Source organism: Empedobacter sp. UBA2044, assembly GCF_002333005.1.
GTDB lineage: Bacteria > Bacteroidota > Bacteroidia > Flavobacteriales > Weeksellaceae > Empedobacter > Empedobacter falsenii_B.
This window is the reverse complement of record NZ_DDBA01000034.1, coordinates 39,350-62,594: the sequence shown is the minus strand read 5'-3', so window position 1 is coordinate 62,594 and position 23,245 is coordinate 39,350. Positions and strand designations below refer to the sequence as shown.

At 31.2% G+C, this 23,245-nt stretch carries 18 protein-coding genes and 1 pseudogene; 7 read left to right on the top strand and 12 right to left on the bottom strand.

The genetic code is table 11. The features are described from left to right. Positions 1-206 precede the first annotated feature (206 nt). Together metF and B4E59_RS05925 are read left to right on the top strand one after the other, a co-directional pair. The gene (gene metF / locus B4E59_RS05930; protein WP_125350316.1) at positions 207-1,163 is read left to right on the top strand and encodes a methylenetetrahydrofolate reductase [NAD(P)H]; all 957 of its coding nucleotides are present in this window, start codon (positions 207-209) and stop codon (positions 1,161-1,163) included. A 456-nt stretch (positions 1,164-1,619) separates the two neighbouring features. Further along, positions 1,620-2,234, top strand: coding sequence for an alpha-ketoglutarate-dependent dioxygenase AlkB family protein (locus B4E59_RS05925; protein WP_219035071.1), 615 nt, complete (start codon positions 1,620-1,622; stop codon positions 2,232-2,234). On the opposite strand, the gene B4E59_RS05920 is transcribed toward B4E59_RS05925, so the two are convergent. Together B4E59_RS05920 and B4E59_RS05915 are read right to left on the bottom strand one after the other, a co-directional pair. Continuing rightward, positions 2,235-2,771, bottom strand: a complete 537-nt coding sequence (locus tag B4E59_RS05920) for a hypothetical protein (protein ID WP_219035070.1) — start codon at positions 2,769-2,771, stop codon at positions 2,235-2,237. 103 nt (positions 2,772-2,874) lie between these two features. Then, the gene (locus tag B4E59_RS05915; RefSeq protein WP_280037621.1) at positions 2,875-3,621 is read right to left on the bottom strand and encodes a M15 family metallopeptidase; all 747 of its coding nucleotides are present in this window, start codon (positions 3,619-3,621) and stop codon (positions 2,875-2,877) included. Between the two features lie 69 nt (positions 3,622-3,690). Between B4E59_RS05915 and B4E59_RS05910 the strand changes: the two genes are divergently transcribed. Continuing rightward, positions 3,691-4,965: a hemolysin family protein gene (locus B4E59_RS05910; RefSeq protein ID WP_125350320.1), complete on the top strand. Its 1,275-nt coding sequence runs from the start codon at positions 3,691-3,693 to the stop codon at positions 4,963-4,965. Between the two features lie 297 nt (positions 4,966-5,262). Here B4E59_RS05910 and B4E59_RS05905 read toward each other — a convergent pair whose 3' ends face one another. The 6 genes from B4E59_RS05905 to B4E59_RS05880 form a co-directional block, all read right to left on the bottom strand. Continuing rightward, positions 5,263-6,702, bottom strand: a complete 1,440-nt coding sequence (locus B4E59_RS05905; RefSeq protein WP_125350321.1) for an MFS transporter — start codon at positions 6,700-6,702, stop codon at positions 5,263-5,265. Between the two features lie 297 nt (positions 6,703-6,999). Then, complete coding sequence (locus B4E59_RS05900) at positions 7,000-7,827, bottom strand: 5'-nucleotidase, lipoprotein e(P4) family (protein ID WP_125350322.1); 828 nt, start codon at positions 7,825-7,827, stop codon at positions 7,000-7,002. 56 nt (positions 7,828-7,883) lie between these two features. Next, on the bottom strand, positions 7,884-8,435 hold the full coding sequence (locus tag B4E59_RS05895; RefSeq protein WP_219035068.1) for a hypothetical protein: 552 nt from the start codon (positions 8,433-8,435) through the stop codon (positions 7,884-7,886). Positions 8,436-8,493: 58 nt separating this feature from the next. Then, positions 8,494-8,700 (bottom strand): hypothetical protein, encoded by a 207-nt coding sequence (locus B4E59_RS05890; RefSeq protein ID WP_125350324.1) that lies wholly within the window; start codon positions 8,698-8,700, stop codon positions 8,494-8,496. A gap of 237 nt (positions 8,701-8,937) precedes the next feature. Continuing rightward, complete coding sequence (locus B4E59_RS05885) at positions 8,938-9,513, bottom strand: acyl-CoA thioesterase (protein ID WP_376741545.1); 576 nt, start codon at positions 9,511-9,513, stop codon at positions 8,938-8,940. Further along, positions 9,510-11,012: a GH3 family acyl-acid amido synthetase gene (locus tag B4E59_RS05880; protein ID WP_125350326.1), complete on the bottom strand. Its 1,503-nt coding sequence runs from the start codon at positions 11,010-11,012 to the stop codon at positions 9,510-9,512. Before B4E59_RS05880 ends, B4E59_RS05885 begins: the two co-directional genes overlap by 4 nt. 256 nt (positions 11,013-11,268) lie before the next feature. On the opposite strand from B4E59_RS05880, the gene porW reads away from it, so the two are divergent. Both porW and B4E59_RS05870 read left to right on the top strand, forming a co-directional pair. After that, positions 11,269-13,692, top strand: coding sequence for a type IX secretion system periplasmic lipoprotein PorW/SprE (gene porW, locus B4E59_RS05875; protein WP_524535942.1), 2,424 nt, complete (start codon positions 11,269-11,271; stop codon positions 13,690-13,692). A 21-nt stretch (positions 13,693-13,713) separates the two neighbouring features. Further along, positions 13,714-14,976: pseudogene (locus B4E59_RS05870) on the top strand (DUF3472 domain-containing protein). Positions 14,977-15,033: 57 nt separating this feature from the next. On the opposite strand, the gene B4E59_RS05865 reads toward B4E59_RS05870, so the two are convergent. The 3 genes from B4E59_RS05865 to B4E59_RS05855 all read right to left on the bottom strand — a co-directional run bounded on the left by B4E59_RS05865 (position 15,034) and on the right by B4E59_RS05855 (position 21,041). Next, positions 15,034-16,050, bottom strand: a complete 1,017-nt coding sequence (locus B4E59_RS05865) for a PTS sugar transporter subunit IIC (RefSeq protein ID WP_125350329.1) — start codon at positions 16,048-16,050, stop codon at positions 15,034-15,036. A gap of 37 nt (positions 16,051-16,087) precedes the next feature. After that, the gene (locus B4E59_RS05860) at positions 16,088-17,503 is read right to left on the bottom strand and encodes a DUF4932 domain-containing protein (protein WP_291049241.1); all 1,416 of its coding nucleotides are present in this window, start codon (positions 17,501-17,503) and stop codon (positions 16,088-16,090) included. A gap of 76 nt (positions 17,504-17,579) precedes the next feature. Further along, entirely contained in the window at positions 17,580-21,041 is a 3,462-nt protein-coding gene (locus B4E59_RS05855) for a methylmalonyl-CoA mutase family protein (RefSeq protein ID WP_291051936.1), read from the bottom strand. 184 nt (positions 21,042-21,225) lie between these two features. Here B4E59_RS05855 and B4E59_RS05850 point away from each other — a divergent pair, with 184 nt between their 5' ends. Continuing rightward, on the top strand, positions 21,226-22,128 hold the full coding sequence (locus tag B4E59_RS05850) for a hypothetical protein (protein WP_280049674.1): 903 nt from the start codon (positions 21,226-21,228) through the stop codon (positions 22,126-22,128). 1 nt (position 22,129) lies between these two features. On the opposite strand, the gene B4E59_RS05845 is transcribed toward B4E59_RS05850, so the two are convergent. Beyond that, on the bottom strand, positions 22,130-22,807 hold the full coding sequence (locus tag B4E59_RS05845) for a uracil-DNA glycosylase (RefSeq protein ID WP_219034364.1): 678 nt from the start codon (positions 22,805-22,807) through the stop codon (positions 22,130-22,132). Positions 22,808-22,852: 45 nt separating this feature from the next. Between B4E59_RS05845 and B4E59_RS05840 the strand changes: the two genes are divergently transcribed. Beyond that, a complete protein-coding gene (locus tag B4E59_RS05840) occupies positions 22,853-23,236 on the top strand; it encodes a DUF5004 domain-containing protein (RefSeq protein WP_115000084.1) in 384 nt (127 codons plus the stop codon). Positions 23,237-23,245: the final 9 nt, after the last annotated feature.

Genomic DNA, 23,245 nt, shown 5'->3' with positions numbered 1-23,245 from the left:
CGACAAGCTCGGAATGACAACGAACGTAGAACAAAATAAAAAAATGCGTTAGGGATTGTAGTGAAAATCCTTTTTTGTTGATTGGACGAAGTCGAAATTAACAAAAAAGATTGTAACGAAAAGCCCGCCCGAAGGAAACGCCCATATAAAAGAAAATATATAATCGAAATTCGAGATTCGAACTTCGCTAAACGATAAAATAAAGAATGAAAGTTACCGAACATATAGAACGCGCAAACGGAAAACCATTATTTTCTGTAGAGATTTTACCGCCTTTGAAAGGACAAGATGTCAATGCGACGTTCAAAACTTTAGACCCGTTAGTTGAGTTAAATCCAGCTTTTATCGATGTAACTTATCATCGTCAAGAGTATATTTACAAACAGAAAGAAAATGGGTTATTGAAACGTTATCAGGTACGAAAACGTCCTGGTACAGTTGCAATTTGTGCTGCAATACAGAATCATTATAAGATAGACGCAATTCCGCATTTGATTTGTGGTGGATTTACAAAAGAAGATACAGAAGATGCGTTAATCGATTTGAATTTCTTGGGAATTGACAATCTTTTGGTTTTACGTGGAGATCCTATAAAATCGGAAAAATCTTTTGTTCCTGAAGTTGGTGGACATGCAAATGCTTCGGAATTGATTGAGCAAATTACTGCTTTGAATACAGGAAATTATCTAGACGACGAACTACAAGAATCGCATGCAATGGATTTTTGTATTGGTGTAGCGGGTTATCCTGAGAAGCATTTCGAATCACCAAATCTTGCAATGGATTTGTATTATTTGAAAAAGAAAGTGGAATTGGGAGCTGATTATATCGTGACGCAAATGTTTTTTGATAATCAGAAATATTTTGATTTCGTTAAAAAATGTCGCGAAATGGATATTAATATTCCGATTATTCCGGGTATAAAACCTTTGACAACTTTCAATCAACTAACGTCGATTCCACAAAATTTCTATTTGGACTTACCAGAAGCTTTGGCAATGGAAGTTTTGAAGTCGAAAGATAAGGAACGAATCAAGGAAATCGGAATTGAATGGTGTATTCAACAATGTAAAGAGTTGATCGATTTTGGTGTTCCTGGATTACATTTTTATACAATGAGTAATTCTATAAATACAAAAAGAATCGCTGAGGCAGTTTATTAAAATAACAATAGTTGGTTGTTTATCTTTTCACAAATAAACAACCAAAATTATTAATTAAATTAATACGTAAAAATTAATCCATAGAAAAATTGTTTTTCCCCCTTATAGTCTTATAACTCATCATTACAGCGATAAGCGAAATAATTGTAACCGAGAAACTGATGTTCAAGATAAAATCCGCATGATCTACATTTAACATTTTTAAAAAGACAGAAACAAGAAGTAAAATACTACTTACAAGGAAGAACTTAATTGTGTTCTTAAAAATCAATTTATTCATATTGTGTTAAATTTTGGTTAAATAAAAATAAATAAAAAATTATATAATCCAATTTTTTTTTGACTTATTCAATATTAAATTTTAAATAACAAACGTTAGTAAAACTTTATTTATCTGCACATTACATTAACTGAATTAAATCTAAATTCCTTATTTTTGATCATATAAAACTATAAATGGATCTTTTTAACGATTTATTTGACGGACAACAAAATCTACTTCCAAAAGATGGAACTGTAAATTATTTTGGACAAATTATGACCGATGAAAAAGCGCATCATTATTATTCTATATTATTAAATGAAATTGAATGGAAAAACGATCAAGCAATAATATTTGGAAAATTGATAGAAACTAAACGAAAAATTGCTTGGTATGGAGATTTTCCATTTGCTTATACCTATTCCAAAATCATGAAAACAGCTTTGCCTTGGACTGATACTTTACTTGAATTAAAAAAATTAGCTGAGGAAAAAACTGGCGAAACTTATAATTCTTGTTTGGTAAATTTATATCACGATGGTTCCGAAGGGATGGCTTGGCATAGTGATGGTGAAAAACAATTGAAACGTCATGGCGCAATTGCCTCGCTAAGTTTCGGCGCTGAACGTAAATTTGGTTTTAAACATAAAGAAACTAAAGAAGTAATTGCTTTAAATCTTGCAAGTGGTAGTTTATTAGTTATGAAAAATGAAACACAAGATTATTGGCTGCATCGCTTACCTCCTACTAAAAAAGTAAATTCGCCACGAATTAATCTAACATTCAGAACAATAGATTTGGAGCAATAATTATTTTTGCTTGGAGATTTCAGCTTTATAAAAAGTCAAACTTTGTTGATTAAATTTATTCAGAAATGCATCATTAAAATCATTCAAAGAAATAACATCCAAATCAATTTTAGTTTTTAGCGTTGGTAAAGCAATCACTTTATTTGATGATTTATCCAAACTATTCCATTTCGCAATAAACTCTTTTGTAGCTGTAATAAAAGTTGATTCGCCATTTTCTTTCGAATAATCATCCGAAACTATTGAACGTTTTATGGCAGATAATTCAATCTTTTTTGTCTGACGATTGTATCGAAAATAAGATGTAAACAAAACATCTCCTATTTTATTGATAATCTTGAAACCTTTCTTTGTTTCCTCAATCTTCGTATTACGATCCAATTCATTAAAAGCTAAACTACTCTGCTTTTTATATTCAGTATCAGAAAGTAAAAACTCTATTTTATTCGTTTCAAAATTAATTGAAACCTTGTCAAACTTTCCATCGCCATCCAAATCTTTCACAATCGATTGTTTGGCAAAAGTTAGTAAACTCATGCTCAAAAATAACGATATGAAAAATGTTAATCTCATCAGAAAGTATAATCTCTTAAATTTTATTTAAAGATACCACAAAAAAAGCTCCAAAAAGGAGCTTTAACTATTTAATAACAGGATTTATATCCAAAATATTTTCTTTTCGATATTTTTCGATAAAATCATCTGTAAAATTTTCGCTTCCTAACAATTTATTTTCTTGTAAAACCTTTTTAATATCAAGCTTTTTATAAGCTTGTAACATCGGTTCAGAAATCGCTTTATACGTAAAATGCCACGGTTCATATTTGAATCCTTTTCTCGCTGAATTATCCGTGTACACCAAATAAAAACCATATTTAGATGCATTTTCATCTAACCAAAGTTTAAATTTATGCATTGATCCTCCTTCGTTAAAATGTTTCTCATTCAACGGATCTGCTGGTATTCCGCGCGTTCCGTCTATAATATCCAAATCAGTTCCCCAATGGTGACGAGAAGTTCCTGGAATGGTAGAATATTCAATAATCTTTTCGATGTTTTCTTTCGCTGCAATTTTCTTCGCTTGATTTGCTTTATACTTGCGCTCCCAAATTCCGTTTTGATACGTATAATTTCTATAGCTCGAAATCACTTGTATTTTAAAACCTGCTTTTTGTGCATCAGCTTTCATTAATTCAAATTGTTTTGCAACTTCTGGCAACAATTTATACCCATTTCCAACCATCGTAGGGTTGCCTTTACCAATCAATTCAGCCGTTGTAAAAGTAGGTAAAATAGTATCTGTTTCTTCTGGAGTTTGATCGCTGTTACCGAAAGCACAACCAGCATTTAGCATAAAAGCAAGTAAAATTAAATAAGAAAATTTCATAATATTAAATTGAGACATTATGGTAAGTATTAGATTTTGGTTTATTTTTATCAAAATTAAAGAATAAAAGTGGAGATTGTTATAATAATCGTATTGATTTTATTGAACGGAATTTTTTCCATGTCAGAAATGGCACTTGTTTCGTCAAGAAAATTCAAATTAGAAAATCAAATGAAGAAAGGAAGTTCTGGTGCTAAAACGGCTTTAGAACTTGCTGAGAATCCGAACAAATTTTTATCAACCGTACAAATCGGAATTACCCTTATTGGTATCTTATTAGGGGTTTTCTCGGGTGATAAACTAACTGCAAATTTAACAGAATTTTTAACATCTATTTCTTTCATTGCACCTTACGCCAAAACACTTTCTCCAATTATTATGGTAGTAATCATCACTTATTTTTCGATTGTATTTGGCGAATTATTACCAAAACGTTTGGGAATGAAATTTCCTGAAATGGTTTCTACTATTGTTTCGAAACCGATGAAATGGTTATCTATCATCACTTCTCCATTCGTTTGGTTGTTAACAGTTACCAATAATTTTTTCTTAAAATTGTTTGGTATTAAAGACGATAGCAGCGAAGTTGTTTCGGAAGAAGAAATTAAAAATATCATCAAAGAAAGTACAGAAGGTGGTGAAATTCAGGAAAAAGAACACGAAATCTTAGAACGTGTTTTCGAGCTTGGAGATCGTCGTGTGAACACGTTAGCAACGCATCGTTCGGAAATTGCTTCATTAGATATTTCGGATGATTATGAGAAAGCACGTGCAAAAGTTAAGAAAAATAAATATTCAGCCTACCCTGTTACGAAGAACAATAATCTGGACGAAATCGTTGGTATCTTGAAACTAAAAGATATGTTTGGTGTAAGTAAGGAAGATTTTAGCCTGAAAAAATTTATACACAAACCTATTTTTGTCAATGAAAATTCGTTTAGTTATCCTTTGTTGGAAATGTTACAGAATTCACAAGCACATTTTGCCATTATTTTAGACGAATATGGTACGACGGCTGGAATTGTAACAATAAACGATATTTTGGACGAATTGGTTGGTGATACACCAGAGAACCAAGACGAAGATTACGAAATCGTAGAACGTGAAGATGGTACATGGTTGATCGATGGGCAATTTTCGATCTATGAATTCGAGAAGTTTTTTGAGATTGATATCGACGAAGACATCGAAAATAGATATGTTACCGTTGCTGGAATTTTCTTAGATAAATACGAAACCATTCCAAATGTTGGTGATAAGGTAGAAGTAGAAGATTTGACACTAGAAATTGTAGACAAAGACGGTAATCGTATTGATAAAATATTGGCATATCGTAAGAAATAAAAAACTCAACCAAATGGTTGAGTTTTTTATTAACTCACTAATTTATTTTTTGAGCAGTAATATAATTTTCTCCATTAGCACTAATCCCTAGACCAGTAAATAGATTTATAGCGATGCTGTCTGGGTAGTGGTATTTGAATTATTCTAATTAGAATATTTTCTAGAACCTTGTCAAAATGTTGTAATTTGTTGTTTCTCTTGTCCCTTCACCTATTATATTAATTCAATAACTGAAAAGGCTGTTTTATAATAAATTATAAAACAGCCTTTTATTAAATTACTAAATATTAAATCTTCCTAATGTCCTCCTTCAGATTTAACTTCACCAAGATTTATTCCTTGTTTTTTAAGAATTTTAGGCGTTGCAATTGCATAAAATACAAGATACACAAAACATAAAATACAAACAATATAACTAGAATGAACAGTTGATAAATCTGCAATATACCCTTGGAATATACTTACTAATCCTCCTCCCATAATCATCATAATTAAGAAGTTACTTCCTTGCGAAGTGTTTTTTCCTAAACCATTAATTGCTAATGCAAAAATACAAGGCCATAATGTACTACAGAACAAACCAACACTTGTAATAGAATAAATAGAGACTAAACCAGTTGTATTCATTCCGATTAATAATGCTACAATTCCAATAATTGAGAAAGTTAATAACATTTTAGCAGGGTTTCCATTTGTCCATAAAGAAGCTAAAATCATTATTAAAATAATTACACTATATAGATAAAATGGTTTCAAATCATGCCCTGCAATGTAATTAACTAATAAGAAAATCCCAAAAGCTAAATAAGGTGCTATAAATTTAAGAGCCAATGTTTTTGTCTTATCTAAACCAAATGCTTCTGCTGCACCACCCCAACGACCAATCATCATACTTGCCCAATATAACGAAACATATGGTGTTACTCCTTGTATATCGAACCCTAATTCATTGTGCATATATGCTGGTAAATTACTTACAGTAGAAACTTCTACACCTACATATAAGAAGATCGCAAGCATTCCTAATAATAATTGAGGATATTTTAAGGCTGATGATTTATCATTTTTTGAAGTTGCAATCGCACTATCCTCTTCTTGTTCTGGATGATTTGGTAAAGACGAAAATTTCAAGAAAATAGCAACAGCTAAAAAAGCAACACCCAAACACAAATATGGAATTTTAACTGCTTCTATACTCAAAGTTGTTTCTCCTTCTCCTCCTGCACCAAAAATTGCATAAGCAACAATTAAAGGTCCAATTGTAGTTCCTAAGTTATTAATACCTCCAGCTAATGTTAAACGTTGAGATCCAGTACTTGCATCTCCTAAAGCAATTGCAAGCGGATTAGCAACAGTTTGTTGCAACGAAAAACCTAGACCTACAGTAAACAAACCTGTTAACATTAAAGGAAATGATCCTGTATTGGCTGCTGGAATAAAAAAAAGCGTTCCAATAGCTGATAAAAGAAGTCCAAAAGATAATGAATTCTTATACCCAAATTTATTGATTAAATCTTGTTTAGCTAATAATGAAACGCCCATATAAATTAAAGCTCCAACCGTATAAGCGATATAATAAGCTACTGCGACTAATTGACTTTCGGCTTGGGATAAATCAAATGATTTTTTAAAAACTGGAATTAAAATTTCATTACTTGCCGCTACGAATCCCCAAAAGAAGAATACTGTAACCAGTGGGATAAATTGACCCCAATTAGTTTTTTGTGATTGACTCATGTGTTTTGATATAATTTTTTTTTAAATATTGGTTGATGATTGCCTAAACAACCAGCTTATAAATATAGGTTATTTATAGTTTAATTTACAAATAGGTGAATGCTTAAATATTATACAGCACAAAGAAAAAAACTATATATTCAATAAATAAATATTATTTTTTTACAGATCAAATAATAATTAATAGATTATTTTTAACAAAAACATGTTAAATGTATTTAAAATTTAATTTCTCACTTTTTTATAAATCAAAAAAAAACTGTCCGATTAAGACAGTTTTCATTGTGTATTTATTCTTTATTTCACAGGAGTTTCTCTCGCAGCTTCGTATATAATCGAATCTCTTTGCTCTTGCGTCAAGTCATATTTGTAATCAAATATTGCAGATTCCCAATCTCCATATCCAACATTCGGCAATACAATAAATCGTTTTCCAAATTCAGATTTTAAAGTTTCTACAGCTGCCGCTCTTTCTTTTTCAGATTTATGATTATCAAATAAAGAAGAAAAATCTGTTAAACTATCTCCTAACAATAAAACAATGTCATAATCTTTCGAAATATTTTGACGACGTGCTTCTTTGCTACTTTCTTTACTTCTCAAAATCAAATTCTGAGCACTTTGAATTGGATAATTGTATTTTTCTAAATTTGCCAAAGTTCCAGGACGCTCTACTTCGTATCGATTTGTAACGTAAAAAATCTGAACACCTTTACTCGCTGCATACTGAAAAAACTCTTGAGAACCAGCCAAAGGAGTTGCAATTCCTTTCGACGTCCAATTTGCCCAAGTTTCTTGCGACCACGTTTTTCCTTGACGCGCCATTTCTACTGCATAGTACGAATTATCCAAAAAAGTTTCGTCAATATCCGTTACAATCGCTAAAGGTTTTGCGCCTTTTGTCGCAATTGCTTCATCCAATCTCATTTTAGCAACATTATAAGCTTGCTGGCTTAAGGCTTGATATTCAGCAGCACGTTGTTGAAAAAATGCAGCATAAATTTTACCATCAACTTGTAAACTTTTTTGCTGAACTGGTTGTTGTTCAGTAACTATTTTTGGTGTTTGACAAGCTGTTAATCCAAAAAGCATCAAGCTTCCAAGCATCAATTGTATATGTTTCATATCTCTAAATTCTGAAATGCAAAATTAAGCCTTACAATTCAAATCAAAAAATCAGATTACTGAATGTATTTAATCGATTCGAAAGTTGTTTGATGAAAATAGTTTTTGAACTGATGATGTTCTCCATTAATTTCTATATCAATTTCCAGATAATCGTTTTGATTAAAATGAATTAAATCTGTTTCGAAAAAATAAATATTTCGGATAACGTGAGAATCAGGTAAAATGGTATTTTTCAATAAAATATCATTTGTCCCCATTGCCAATTCTCCATAAAATGTAACATCAGCTTTGATTTTTTTTTGAGAAAAATTTGAATAAAAATCAGCTTCAACGATATTTATACGAACTGTTTTTTCGGTATTATTTTGAATAGAAATTAAGAATTCTAATGTATTTTTTTTCTTTGTTACCGAATCTATTTTTACTTGAAATTCTGAAATTTGTTGATTAGAATCATCAATCAAATCATCATTTTTTTCAATTTTTAAAAACGATATTTTTGGTTCTTCTTCTTTCGGAAGTGGTTTTTCAATTGGAACTGTTTTTAATTTTTTGTAAATAACAAACAGCACTAACAATACAAGTAAAATGAATAAATATTTCATTTTACAAATTTAGAAATTAAATCGTTTTTCTGATTTCGAAAAAATGATTTGTTTCGTTTTAGACAATTTTTTTTCTGAAACGAAAAGCACAAAAAGCTAAAACAAATACACTTCCTGCTACAGCAAAACTAATAGGATTTGAAGATTTAGAGCTATTTTCAGTAAAATTTGTTTGTATTAATTGACTATTTAAACCAGAAGATTGAGCAAATGAAATAGTTGTACTTGCAATGAATAGTAATAAAAATTTGAAGAGAGTTTTCATAATAATGAATTAAATAAAAAGTTTGGTTTTGATATTAAGAATCGATAAAACAAATACAATGCCTAATTTTCTTAAAATTAAATAATTTGCAATTTAGTAATGCCACTCAAATTCAATAATCAATTTTTTGGAGCATAACAATTAGGAGATAAAATATAAACTATTTATCAAAACCCTATAAACAAAATAACTCAATTCATTTTCAGAATTGAGTTATTTATTAATGATGTAAAAACTTTAATCTAGTTCTATTTTCACGAAATGATTGTCCAATAAATGATCAATTAAATCTTGCGATTTATAATCAATCGGATCTTTTATTTGTTCTTTTGCTTTTGTATGTTCTTCAATTCGATGCAAAGCTTTATAAAAGCGTCGAACTTCGTTCAGATTCTTCAAAATTAATTTTGGAGCTTCTGCTTTTTCACCATTTTCTTCTTTGCATATCATCGTAAAATAAGACGAATTACAATGTTTAATTTCACTTGTTTGGATATTTTGACTTTCTACTCGAATTCCTACGACGATTGACGTTCTTCCGACATAGTTTACCGATGCTTTTAGCGTTAATAATTCTCCTACTTCTACTGGCGTTAAGAAATCTACTCTATCCACAGACGCCGTAACACAGTATTTTCCAGAATATTTGGAAGCACATGCGAATGCAATTTGATCGAGTAGAGAAAGAATGAATCCACCGTGTATTTTTCCACTAAAATTGGAATGTGACGGAAGCATTAATTGCGAAAAAGTTACCAATGAACTTTTTACCGTTTTGTAAATCATTTTATCTATTGTTGTGTGTGTGTTCAATTTGTAGTAATTAAGTTTAGACTGTAAAATTCATCTGCAATTTCGCGATTATTAGACAAACGAGGAACTTTATTTTGTCCACCTAATTTCCCTATCGATTTCATATAATGCTGAAAACCTTCTGTTTTAACTTCAGAAACGACAAGCGGACGCAAGATATTTCCCGTAATCAAATCATCGTAATACGTATTTTGGCGACGCATTTGTGTATCTAATTCTTGATTAAAAATAGTTATATCTTGTGGTTTTTGATCAAATTCTATTAACCATTCGTGATATGGCAAACCTTCTGCTGGATTAACTTGAGGCGCAACTGTAAACTCATTTACACTCGCTGGATATTTTTCTAAAGTTTTTTGCAACGCCTGTTCCACTTCGTGACCAATTACATGCTCACCAAAAGCAGATGTATAATGTTTAATTCGACCAGAAACAACAATTCTATAAGGTTTTATCGAAGTAAAACGAACTGTGTCACCAATATTATATCCCCACAAACCTGCGTTTGTATTGAGAATTAGAACATAATCTTTTCCTACTTCAACATCTTTCAATGAAATTCGGGTTGGATTTTCATCAAAAAACTCTTCAACTGGAACAAATTCATAAAAAATTCCATTATTCAATAAAAGTAATAAATCATCATTTTTTTGAGAATCTTGATACGCAATAAACCCTTCTGAAGCTGGATATGTCTGAATACAATCTATTTTTCGACCAATTAGTTGATTCACTTTATCGCGATAAGGTTCATAATTTACACCTCCTGTTACCATTAGTTGTAAATTCTTAAAAATCGACTGAACGTTTTCTTTTTCAGAAACTTTAATCAATCGTTCAAAATACATAATCAACCAAGGCGGAATCCCAGAAATCAGCGTCATATCAGCTTTCACCGTTTCATCCACTACCCTATCTACTTTTGTTTCCCAATCTTCAATCACATTTGTTTCATAAGATGGTAAACGATTTTTTTGCAAATAATTTGGAACAAAATGTGCGCTAATTCCAGAAAGTCGACCTACTTTCAATCCATTTTTCTCTTCAAGAATTGGACTTCCTTGTAAGAAAATCATTTTTCCGTCAACAAAATTAGAATTCTTTGTTTCATTAATATAAAACAATAAAGCATTTCGAGCAGAATTTATATGAGATGGAACAGATTCTTTTGTAAGCGGAATATATTTGGCTCCAGAAGTAGTTCCTGAAGTTTTAGCTAAATAAAGAGGTTTTCCAGGCCACAGAATATCAGGTTTCCCTTCAATTACTTCATCAAAATAATGTTTCAAACCTTCATAATCATTGATTGGAATTTGCGATTTGAAATCTTCATAATTTTTGATTGATTCAAAATGATGATCAACTCCAAACTTTGTATTTTTTGCAGCAATAATCAATTCATTTAGAATTTTGTCTTGTGTTTCTAGCGGATTATTTATCCACTTTTGTTCTTTGTTGACAATGTATTTTGCAAAAATTTTCGCTAAAAAAGCTTTCATGCTGTTCCTTTAAAACATTATTATTGGTCGAATTTAAACGAATATTCTAAATAATTTAACAACAATTGCAATGATTTTTCTTAGTCAAATCACTAATTACATTAAAGCTAAAACGTTAGCTATCATTTTATAATCATCCCGTAAAAAGTCGCTTCTCTATTATTTCTATTCCACATAAAATTATCTTATTTTTTCGAAGGATACAAGATTTTTTCTAATCGAACGTTTTATTGTAGATTTGTTTTTATTCGCTATCATGAAAAAGATTGTACTGAGTATCTTCGCCGCAAGTTTTTTAATCGGCTGTTCTACGCAAAAAAATAGTTTCAAAAACCGACAATATCACAAGATGACATCGTGGTTTAATGGAGTATTCAATGCTGAGGATGAGTTAGAAAAAAAGAACACAGAACTACAAACAAATTATGTAGAAAATTACTCGAAGATTTTACCTGTTGGAATAGAATATTTTTCTGTTTCGGACTCTGCTAATTTAGGTGAATTTAATACGCCCAATTTTGGTATTGGAAGTGGAAATCGAAATAATCAAGATAAAGTAGAAAAACCTGTTGGATTTGCTGCTGTAGAGGCAAAAGCTTCGAAAGCAATCGAAAAACATTCGATTTTAATTAAAGGAAAAGAAAATAATCCTTTGATGGGTCGCGCTTATTTATTGATTGGAAAATCATTATTTTATCAAAAAAAATACTTTGAAGCGCTTGATGCTTTAAACTATGTTGTCAAAAATTTCAAAGATTCTAAATACGCGCAAGAAGCGCATGTTTACAAAACTGTTGCCGAAATAAAAGGTGGAAATTACTTTGATGGAATCGAAACTTTACAAAAACTTTACGAAAACGATCCGTATAAAAGTAAAGAATTAAAAACAATGATTGCGCGTACCTATGCTCAATTTTTAATTGATCAAAAAAAGTACGAAGAAGCACTTGATCCATTGCAAAAAGCCGAATATTTTTCTACAAATAAAGATGAACGAGTTCGAATATTTTATACGTTAGGACAAGTTTTTTCTAAATTAGGAAAACAACAAGAAGCTGGTGAAGCTTTCACGCAAGTTTATAAAATGAAGCCTGGATTTGATATGGAAATCAAATCGCAGTTGGCGATTGCAGCTAATTTTGATCCAAAAATTAATAATTACGGAAATTACAAGCAAAACTTGTTGGACATCTCGAATAAAGGAATTTATGCATCGAAGAAAAACGAGTTATATTACGGAATTTCTGAAATGGCTTTTCGAGCTGACAAAATGGATGATGCTGTAGAATATGCAAAATTGAGTTTGAAGGAACCAATGTCTGATCCTTATATTCGTGGGCGCGCTTTCGAAAATTATGGTGATATAAAGTTCAAGCAAAACGATTATGTTTACGCATCGGCTTATTATGATTCGGCACAAACAAGTTATAATTTGCCAGAAGATCAAACGCGTATTCAGAAACGAAATGATGTTTTGAAAAAATTGATGGAAAAACATTATTTAGTTCAGAAAAATGATTCAATTCTAAAACTTGCTGCACTTCCAAAAGAAGATCAATCAAAATTCTTCACAGATTATATTGAAAAATTAAAGAAAAAAGAAGAAAAGCAAGCTATAGAAGAGCAAAAAGAAATGGAAACTTTTCAGTTAGAGAATAAAACAGCAAGTTTTACGACGAGTTTCAATAATGCTGATAAAGGAAAATTCTATTTCTATAATCAAAATTTAAAATCGACTGGACAGCAAGAATTCCAACGTATTTGGGGAGGAATTTCGTTGAAAGATAATTGGAGAAATTCGAATGCGATAAGTACTGTAATTGAGGACAAACAGAATGAATTGACAGGGCAAATTGCTGCTGGTGATCCAAGACGTTTTGAACTTGATTATTATTTAGATCAAATTCCGACTTCTCAAAAAGCTCTGAACGAGTTGAAAGTTGTAAGAGATACAACGCAATTGTCTTTAGGGACTGGATATTTTGATATTTTCAATAACGCTGAGTTAGCTGGAAAAGAGTTGAAAGCGTTGGTTGCTTCTCCTCCAAAATCTGATGATGTGTTATTAAAAGCAACTTATCAATTGTATCGTATTTATAAAAATCGTGATCAAAAATTAGAAGATGAATACAAGAATATCATTTTAACAAAATATCCAAATACAATTTATGCAGGTTATATTCTTAATCCAGAAGTTGAATACATTACAGCTGAAACAAAAGAAGCTTTAGAAGCCTATAAAGTTGCTTATGCATTGTATCAAGATAAAAAATATGATGACGTAAAGAAAAAAGTACAAGAAGCAATTGTGAAATTTCCGACAGAAATTATCGTTGCTAAATTTGCTTTATTAAATGCTTATGCAATCAAACAAACTGGAAAAGATAGCGATTTTGAGCAAGCTTTAGAAATTGTAGTTACCGCTTATGACGGAACTGAAGAAGCTAAGCAAGCAAAACGTTTGTTGGATAAATTGCGTAACACCAACCGAAAAACTACTGAAAATCAAAAGATTGAAGAAAACCAACCACAAATTAATGCTGTAGATAGATCACCTACACAAATCATTGAAAAAGAAATAAATCAACCGAAGAATAACAATGATGATAAAAATGTTCTTAAAAAAACTGTAAAAGAATCAAATACAGTTAGTCTTGAAGGAGGGGATACGAATTATTAAAATATAAATTAAATTAACACCATGAAAACAATTCATTACATCTTATTCTCTCTTTCCGTTTTGGTTGGAGGAAATGTAATCGCACAACAAACAAAAACTTATGACATTCCTTTGGTTGGAAATGCTTTTGAAGTCGGTCATAAAGAAGGATCATCTTCTACAGTTACAAAAGTGAATGCTTTAATTTCTCCACAAACTAAAAATGTAACAAAAACGTATTTCAAAGTTTTAGGAACTGGAAATGTTAATATTCAATTAAAGGGTGAAGCTAAAAATGACGCTCAATTAAATGTTGGTTTCAATAAAAAAACAAAAAAATACAATTGGAAATCTACTGATAAAACTATTTCTGTAGGTACATTCGCTATTTCAAAACCGGGTTATGTTTCTGTTGATTTAAGCGGATTGAAAGGCGAAATCCCTATTACAGATTTGATAGTTAGTGGAACTGCAGTAGACAACGGAATTATTTATAGCAACGATCCGCAGTACTATTATTGGGCGAGACGTGGACCTTCTTGCCATTTGGCTTACGAAATCCCTACAGAGAAAAATGTTTCATATTACTACAATGAAATCGTTGTACCAAAAGACGCTGATATAATTGGTTCTTATTATATGGCAAACGGTTTTGGAGAAGGATATTTCGGAATTCAAGCTAATTCACAAACGGAAAGACGTATTTTGTTTTCAGTTTGGAGTCCTTTCGTAACTGATGACCCAAAAAGTATTCCTGATGATGAAAAAATCGTTTTGTTAAAGAAAGGAGACAATGTGAAAACAGGAGAATTCGGTAACGAAGGTTCTGGTGGACAAAGTTATATGAAATACAATTGGAAAGCCGATACAACGTATAAATTCTTATTGAAAGGTGTTCCAAATGGTGATAATTCGACAACTTATACAGCTTGGTTTTTTATGCCAGAAACGAATAATTGGCAAATCATCGCAAGCTTTAAACGCCCTAAAACAAATACATACCTAAAAAGATTTCACTCTTTCCTATAAAATTTTATGCCAACACAAGGTTACTTAACTAGAAAAGTAAACTTCAACAATCAATGGGTTTATGATGGAGAATGGAAAAAAGTAAATGGAGCAAAATTAACTGTTGATGCAACTTATAAAGCAAATCAACGTATTGATGCAACTGGAGGAACAACATCTACTGGATATTTCTTGAAGATGGGAGGCTTTTTTAATGAAATTGAACAACCTGGAACAGCTTTCAAGTTTGATAACAAACAAACTGCACCACAAATTGATTTTTCGAAATTACAATAATCAATATTGTATAAACTAAATAAAAAATCGGTTGGAATTATCCAACCGATTTTTTATTTACCTCAACTTCATATCACCATCTTTTATCCAGTTTTTCTTTTTCATGAAAATGTAAATTAAATATGAAATAATTGCTGGAGCAATGATTTGCAAAATTAATATTGAAGTTAAAATATATGAAGTATCATATTTAGATTTCATAGCATTGAAAGTTCCTATTTGTCCAACCAAACCACAAGAACCCATCCCCGATTCTAGAGCTGTATTTTCCATATTGAAATAAATAATTGCAATTGGACCTATAATCGCTGAAGCTAAAGTTGGTGGAATCCAAATTTTCCAATTTTTATAAATGTTCGGAACCTGTAACATACTTGTCCCTAATCCTTGTGCTAAAACACCTTTCAAACCATTATCCTTAAAACTGATTGTAGCAAATCCAATCATTTGTGCACAACAACCTATTGTTGCAGCTCCAGCTGCTGAACCGTCTAATTCTAACATTAGACACAAAGCAGCTGATGAAATTGGTAAAGTCAAAACCATACCGACAATTACAGCAATTACAACTCCCATTATCAAAGGATTAGAATCGGTTGAAAATATAATTATTTCACCAATCCATTTCATCATTTGTTGAACAGAAGGACCAATGATTTGTGCTAAGATTACTCCAACCAAAACAGTAATAATCGGTGTAATTACAATATCTATACGTGTTTCGCCTGCTACCATTTTTCCCACTTCAACCGCTACAATTGTCGCTATAAAAACACCTAAAGGTCCACCTAATTGATATGCTGCAATTCCTATAACTGCTGACGAAAATAACACCAATTGAGGTGCTCGTAAACTATAAGCAATAGCCAATGCTATCGCAGGTCCTGTCGCTTGATTCGCAACTGGCCAAACAATATCAGTTAAAAAAGAAATATCTAACTCTTCACCAATAGTTTTCAAAATTGTACCAACCAATAAAGTCGCAAATAAACCATAAGCCATTGCGCCCATTGCATCGATAAAATATCGTTTTGCAGAAATTTGTATATCTTTTTTGAGTAGGAAATTTTTCATGTTTGAAATTAAAAAAATCTATTATTTGTATAAAAAACTAATCTATTTCATTCTCTTTTTTACACCAATCAAGCATATATTCATATAAATCAGTCATATTAATTGATGGATTTTCTTTGTACTTTGCAAGCATTACTTGATTAAAATCTGTAAATTTCGCAAAACCTCTCATATTACTCATCATTCCATTCAATTCTGGCAAATATTTATCCAAATCTGTTTTGCTATAATTATCATGAACATATAATATATAAACAGCAAAAGTCATGTATTCGTTAAAAACCTTGTAAGGTGATTCATACATATCAGTTATTGTAGGTTTCGCCCACTTTTTACGATTTGACAATGCTTCATTGATTTGTTTCACATATTTATCAGAAACAGGATTTACATAATTATGATCGATTTCAGTAAATACAACACGTGATTCTAACAATTCATTTTGCGTAGGAGTCAATTTTGAATCAAAATCTGCACGAGCAATGAACATAATAGTTTGTGTAAATCCGTTATCCTCAAAACGCGATGTAGAATGCGCTCCATAAATTAACGGCGAAAAATATACTGCGTATGAACCATAACCAAATCCGAACTTTTTATCCAACCAATTTTGCATTTTCTGAATTGGATTTAATTGATTATACCTTTGCAAAAGTTCTGTATAATACGGTTGGTTGTTCTTATAGAATACTCTAAAATTACTCACTTTTGCAAAATCTTGGAACACTTTTGCATCTTTCATCGGATCAAACGTATACCAGCCTTTTGCCATTTGACCTATGTTTCCATTATTTTTAATCTCTCCGTTTTTATCAAAATTATATGCACAAGCATTCATTTTCAAGGCATAATAATAGCGATAACTTGTATTAGAAAACATATTTCCTTTGTAATCCTCAATATACTGTAAATCTGTAATATATTTTTTAATCGTATCTATCGCAGGATGATTCAAATAAGGCTTAAAGTACTCTTTTACTTGTTTATAATATTCTGTTTTGGTGTCAAACATATTAATTTCTTTCTCAGCATCGGGATGCAAAGCCATTAAAATATTGACCAATTCACTCACTTCCGGAATCGCAACTTCAGTTTTTCCTTTATATTTATTGATATAATCTTTTGTAAAATTTACGTTAGGTGCAATTCCAATAATACGTTGATAAGCGGTATCTTTCTTATTCTGAATGATTAAAAAATCAATCGTTTCACCTTTTTTTAAATCAAAAGAAAGATTATTCTTTCCATCAGAATAAATCACTTCACTCTTTTCATTTGAAACTTCTGCCATAAAAACATCTGGCTTAATTTTAGAATTAATAGCCCAAGATTTGCTTGATATTTTACCATTTACTTTTATTTCAAGCATTTTTTCATTGGTATGTAAAACTTTTTGTGCAAAACTTGGCATTGCTAACAAGGTGAATAAAGCTACAATTACATTTTTTTTCATATTAGTTTATAAGTATTTTTAAAAGAAAACAACCCCATCAAAAGATGAGGCTGTTAAAGTATTATTAATAAAAAAATTACATATTTCTACGGTACTGTCCGCCTACTTCGAATAAGGCAGAAGTGATTTGTCCTAATGAACAAACTTTGGTTGCTTCCATCAACACTTCAAAAATATTTTGATTGTTAATAGCCGCTTGTTGTGCAGTTTCTAATGCACTTTCAGCTTGTTGTTCATTAATTTTATTCAAGTTTTCTTTAGTTTTAATTTGAAATTGTTTTTCCTCTTCTGTTGCACGAATAACCTCCGCAGGAACCACTGTTGGCGAACCTTTTGAACTTAAGAACGTATTTACACCAATAATTGGGAACGTTCCGTTGTGTTTCAATGTTTCGTAATACAATGATTCTTCCTGAATTTTAGAACGTTGATACATCGTTTCCATCGCTCCTAAAACGCCACCACGTTCTGTAATACGATCAAATTCTTGTAAAACTGCTTCTTCTACTAAATCCGTTAATTCTTCAATTATAAATGAACCTTGAATTGGATTTTCGTTCTTCGCTAAACCTAATTCTTTATTGATAATCAACTGAATAGCCATTGCACGGCGAACCGATTCTTCTGTTGGCGTTGTAATTGCTTCATCGTACGCATTGGTATGTAACGAGTTACAGTTGTCGTAAATCGCATATAAAGCTTGCAACGTCGTACGAATATCGTTGAAATCAATTTCTTGCGCGTGTAACGATCGACCCGAAGTTTGAATATGGTATTTCAACATTTGTGCACGTTCGTTAGCTCCGTATTTATTTTTCAAGGCTTTTGCCCAAATTTTACGCGCCACACGACCAATTACTGAATATTCTGGATCGATACCATTGGAGAAGAAAAACGATAAGTTTGGCCCAAACGCATTGATATCCATTCCGCGAGATAAATAATACTCAACATACGTAAATCCGTTAGCTAACGTAAACGCTAACTGCGTAATAGGATTCGCTCCTGCTTCAGCAATATGGTAACCCGAAATAGAAACCGAATAAAAATTACGTACATTTTGATTGATGAAATATTCTTGCACATCGCCCATTAAACGCAACGCAAATTCTGTTGAGAAAATACACGTATTTTGTGCTTGGTCTTCTTTTAAAATATCTGCCTGAACAGTTCCACGAACCTGAGCTAACGTATTTTTCTTAATTTCAGCATAAACTTCTGCAGGTAAAACCTGATCACCAGTTACACCCAAAAGCATTAACCCCAAACCATCATTTCCTTCTGGTAAATCGCCATTATAACGAGGTCTTTCCAAACCTTTGTCTTCGTAAATAGCTTTGATTTTTGCTTCAATTTCAGTTTCTAAACCATTTTCTTTGATGTATTTTTCACAATTTTGATCAATTGCGGCATTCATAAAGAAACCTAACAACATAGGCGCAGGACCGTTAATCGTCATAGAAACCGAAGTAGCTGGATGTGATAAATCGAAACCAGAATATAATTTCTTCGCATCATCTAAACAACAAATCGAAACTCCAGCATTACCAATTTTTCCGTAAATATCAGGACGATGACCTGGATCATTTCCATACAAAGTTACCGAATCAAACGCTGTAGACAAACGCTTTGCTGGCATTCCTTTCGATACATAATGGAAACGACGATTGGTACGCTCTGGTCCACCTTCACCCGCAAACATACGCGTTGGATCCTCACCTTCACGTTTAAATGGATATAATCCCGAAGTAAAAGGAAACTCACCCGGTACGTTTTCTTGTAAAACCCAACGTAAAATATCGCCCCAAGCTTCGTACTTTGGCAATTCAATTTTAGGGATTTGTAAATGGGATAAAGACTCAGAATGTGTCTGAATTTTAATTTCTTTATCACGCACTTTAAATGTATAAACTGGATTTTTATATTTGTTTACCTTTTCGTCCCAAGTCGTGATTACTTCCCAGTTGAAAGGATCTAAATTCATTTTTAATTTATCAAATTCAGCTAAAAGAATTTTAACTAAATCTGCATTTTCAGTTCCAGAAATATCAATTCCGTGTTGAGAAATTGTTGGCTTTTTTCCAGAAAGTGTTTCAATTGTTTTAAAGAAACCATATAGTTTTTGAGCTACATCTCTCTGTGCATTTGCACGAACATCATATCCACGATTATTTTCAGCAATCTCTGATAAATAACGCGTTCTTGATGGTGGAATAACAAAGATTTTCTCTGACATTTCTTTTGTAATTTGAAAAGAAGATTTCAAATCTGCATTTGTTTTTTCAACCACTTTATCAATGATTGATTGGTATAATTGATTGGTTCCTGGATCGTTAAATTGTGAAGCAATTGTTCCAAAAACAGGCATTTCATCAGGATTTATATCCCAAAGATTATGATTACGTTGGTATTGTTTTTTTACATCGCGTAAGGCATCTAACGCACCACGTTTATCGAATTTATTAATCGCCACAATGTCAGCAAAATCTAACATATCAATCTTCTCTAATTGCGTTGCAGCACCAAATTCTGGCGTCATGATATACAATGAAGCATCAGAATGATCTAAAATTTCGGTATCTGACTGACCAATTCCAGAAGTTTCTAAAATAATCAAATCATATTTCGCAGCTTTCAACACCTGAATCGCTTCCTCCACATATTTCGATAACGCTAAATTTGATTGACGAGTAGCCAGCGAACGCATATAAACACGAGGATTGTTGATAGAATTCATTCGAATACGATCTCCTAACAAAGCACCACCCGTTTTCTTTTTTGATGGATCGACAGAAACCAAAGCAATTGATTTTTCTGGAAAATCAATCAAAAAACGACGCACTAATTCATCTACCATAGACGATTTTCCTGCTCCTCCTGTTCCCGTAATTCCTAAAACCGGTGCAGATTTATCAGCTACTTTATCGAAATCAAATGCCTTCAAAAAATCTTCTTCACGATTTTCTGCCAACGAAATTAGTCGCGCAATCGTCGTGATATCTTTATCTTCTAATGATTGATAAACATCTTTTCCTTCTGGCAATTCTAATGGCCCTGTCGGAAAATCTGCTTTCTCCACCATATCATTAATCATTCCTTGCAAACCTAATTCGCGACCATCATCAGGAGAGTATAAACGTGTAATTCCGTAATCCATCAACTCTTTAATTTCTGACGGTAAAATTACTCCACCTCCACCTCCAACGATGCGGATATGACCCGCTCCTTTTTCTTGAAGCAAATCGTACATATATTTGAAATATTCGTTGTGACCTCCTTGATAAGATGTCATTGCAATTGCATTTGCATCTTCTTGTATCGCAGTATTTACAACATCTTCAACCGATTTATCGTGACCTAAATGGATTACCTCGCAACCCGTTGCTTGAATAATGCGACGCATAATATTAATCGACGCATCATGCCCATCAAACAAAGCAGCAGCAGTTACAATACGTACTTTGTTTTTAGGAGTGTATACTTCTTGTATTGGATGTACAAACTTTTCTTTCTTTTCTTCTTGAGTAATTTGTGACATTTATTTGTGATTTTGATTTTTTATGACTCTTGCTAAGATAACATAAATTTCAATGTTTTTCGTGCAGATAAAATTATCATATTCAATAAAATATTAATGTTTTATTAATAAATCACTATAATTTATATTGATTTATTTACAATATATTATTAACTTTAAAGAGAACTATTTTAGAATTCTACTTATGAATACTTATTCTCTAAAAGATCTATCAGATCTGTCAAGACTAGATGAACAAATGATTGTTTTATGGGATAAAAAGTTCAAATTGTTTAACGAGGATAAGATTGATAAAAATTCATTATTTAACCACGATCACTTAAAAAAAGTTATTATTATTTCTTTTTTAATTGAATCAAACAAAAAATATACAGTAGAAAATTTAAGTGTAAAATCACTTTCAGAAATACAACTTTTATCCGAATTTGAAATTCAAAATTATATCCAGAAAAACAAAAGTTATGAACCAATTATTGTGTTATTAATCTGTTCTTGTTTTTCATATGATACACGTTTCTTTGACGCTATTCTTACACTTTGTTTCAATAAAATTGGAATCGAAAAATGTTGTATAGATATTGTTTTTCCTTTTTTAAGCAAAATGTCTATCATTATGGAAAAGTATACTATTCAAGAATCGGTTATTTCGTTTTCTAAAAACCTAATTAGAAAACATCTTTTTTATTTGATTAAATCAATTCCATATTCAGATCAAAATTCTCGTAAATGGCTTTTATTTTTACCTGAAAAAGAAAATGAAGATTTAGAATTAATTTATACTCATCTTCTTTTAAAAATTAATAACGAAAAAGGAATTTATTTAGGGGAAAATCAGAGTTTAAATTCTATTTTAGAATGTATTGAAAATACTCAAATAACACATATTTTTATTTATATCTCTAAAAATTATGATTCCACTTCTCTTGAAATTTATCTCGAATCAATCACGAAAAATCTTCCAAATGTTACCATTTTTGTAGCTACTTATACTATTCTAAAAGAAAAAATAACCGAAAAAGTTCCGTATATAAACGTAAACACCCCAACAGCTTTTAATTCTTATTTACAAAAAATTATGGCGATGTAAATTATTTACTTTTGATTTCCCAATTTATAGGTTGTAGATTCTTACTTTTCAAAAAATTATTAGTTTTCGAAAAAGGTTTACTTCCCCAAAAACCTCTGTAAGCTCCTAATGGAGAAGGATGAGCAGATTCTATAACAACATGCTTATTTCGGTCAATTTTTGCTCCTTTTTTTTGAGCATAAGCTCCCCAAAGTATAAAAACTAAATTTTCTTTTTGATCAGAAAGCTTCTGTATTACAGCATCTGTAAATATTTCCCAACCTTTTTTCTGGTGCGAACCTGCCTTAGAAGCTTCAACCGTCAATGTTGCATTTAATAATAATACACCTTGTTTAGCCCATGTTTCCAAATTTCCAGAAGTAGAAATTCTTATTCCTAAATCATCATTCAACTCTTTATAAATATTTTGCAAACTTGGAGGTAATTTAATTCCATCGACAACCGAAAAAGACAAACCATTTGCTTGTCCAATCCCATGATAAGGATCTTGACCAATCAAAACCACTTTAACATCATCAAAAGGCGTATAATCTAATGCAGAAAATATTTTGGATGCGGGAGGATATATTGTTTTTGTTTCATACTCATTTCGTACAAAATCTGTCAATATTTTAAAGTAATCTTTTTCAAATTCATTCTTTAAAACTTCTTTCCAAGAAGCATCTAATTTCACATCCATTTTCATATATTTATACAGAAACAAAATTAACCAATTTTAACCTCTATGAAAAAGTTTCTTTACCTAATTCCCTTTTTTATACTAAATTCTTGTATAGATTTTGCTGATGATGATCCTTATGATTTAGGCCGGAAAATTGAAAATAATATAAAAGTTTTGAATACAGATATGATATATAATGCAGACCGAACATACAACATAAGCACTGAAGTGAAGAATAAAAACAAGGATTTTTCAGTAAAAGTTAAATTAACTTTTGAATTTAAAAATCCAAATCCGACAATCAATTCCGAAACTTTAACTATTGATTTAAAACCAAATGAAACTAAAAAATCAGTTTTCAGAAGTAGCAAAGCAAATACTAACACAGATCAAATGACATATATTAATAAGGTCAAAATTAATGTCATTCACTTTGATCGGTCATAAAAAATCACG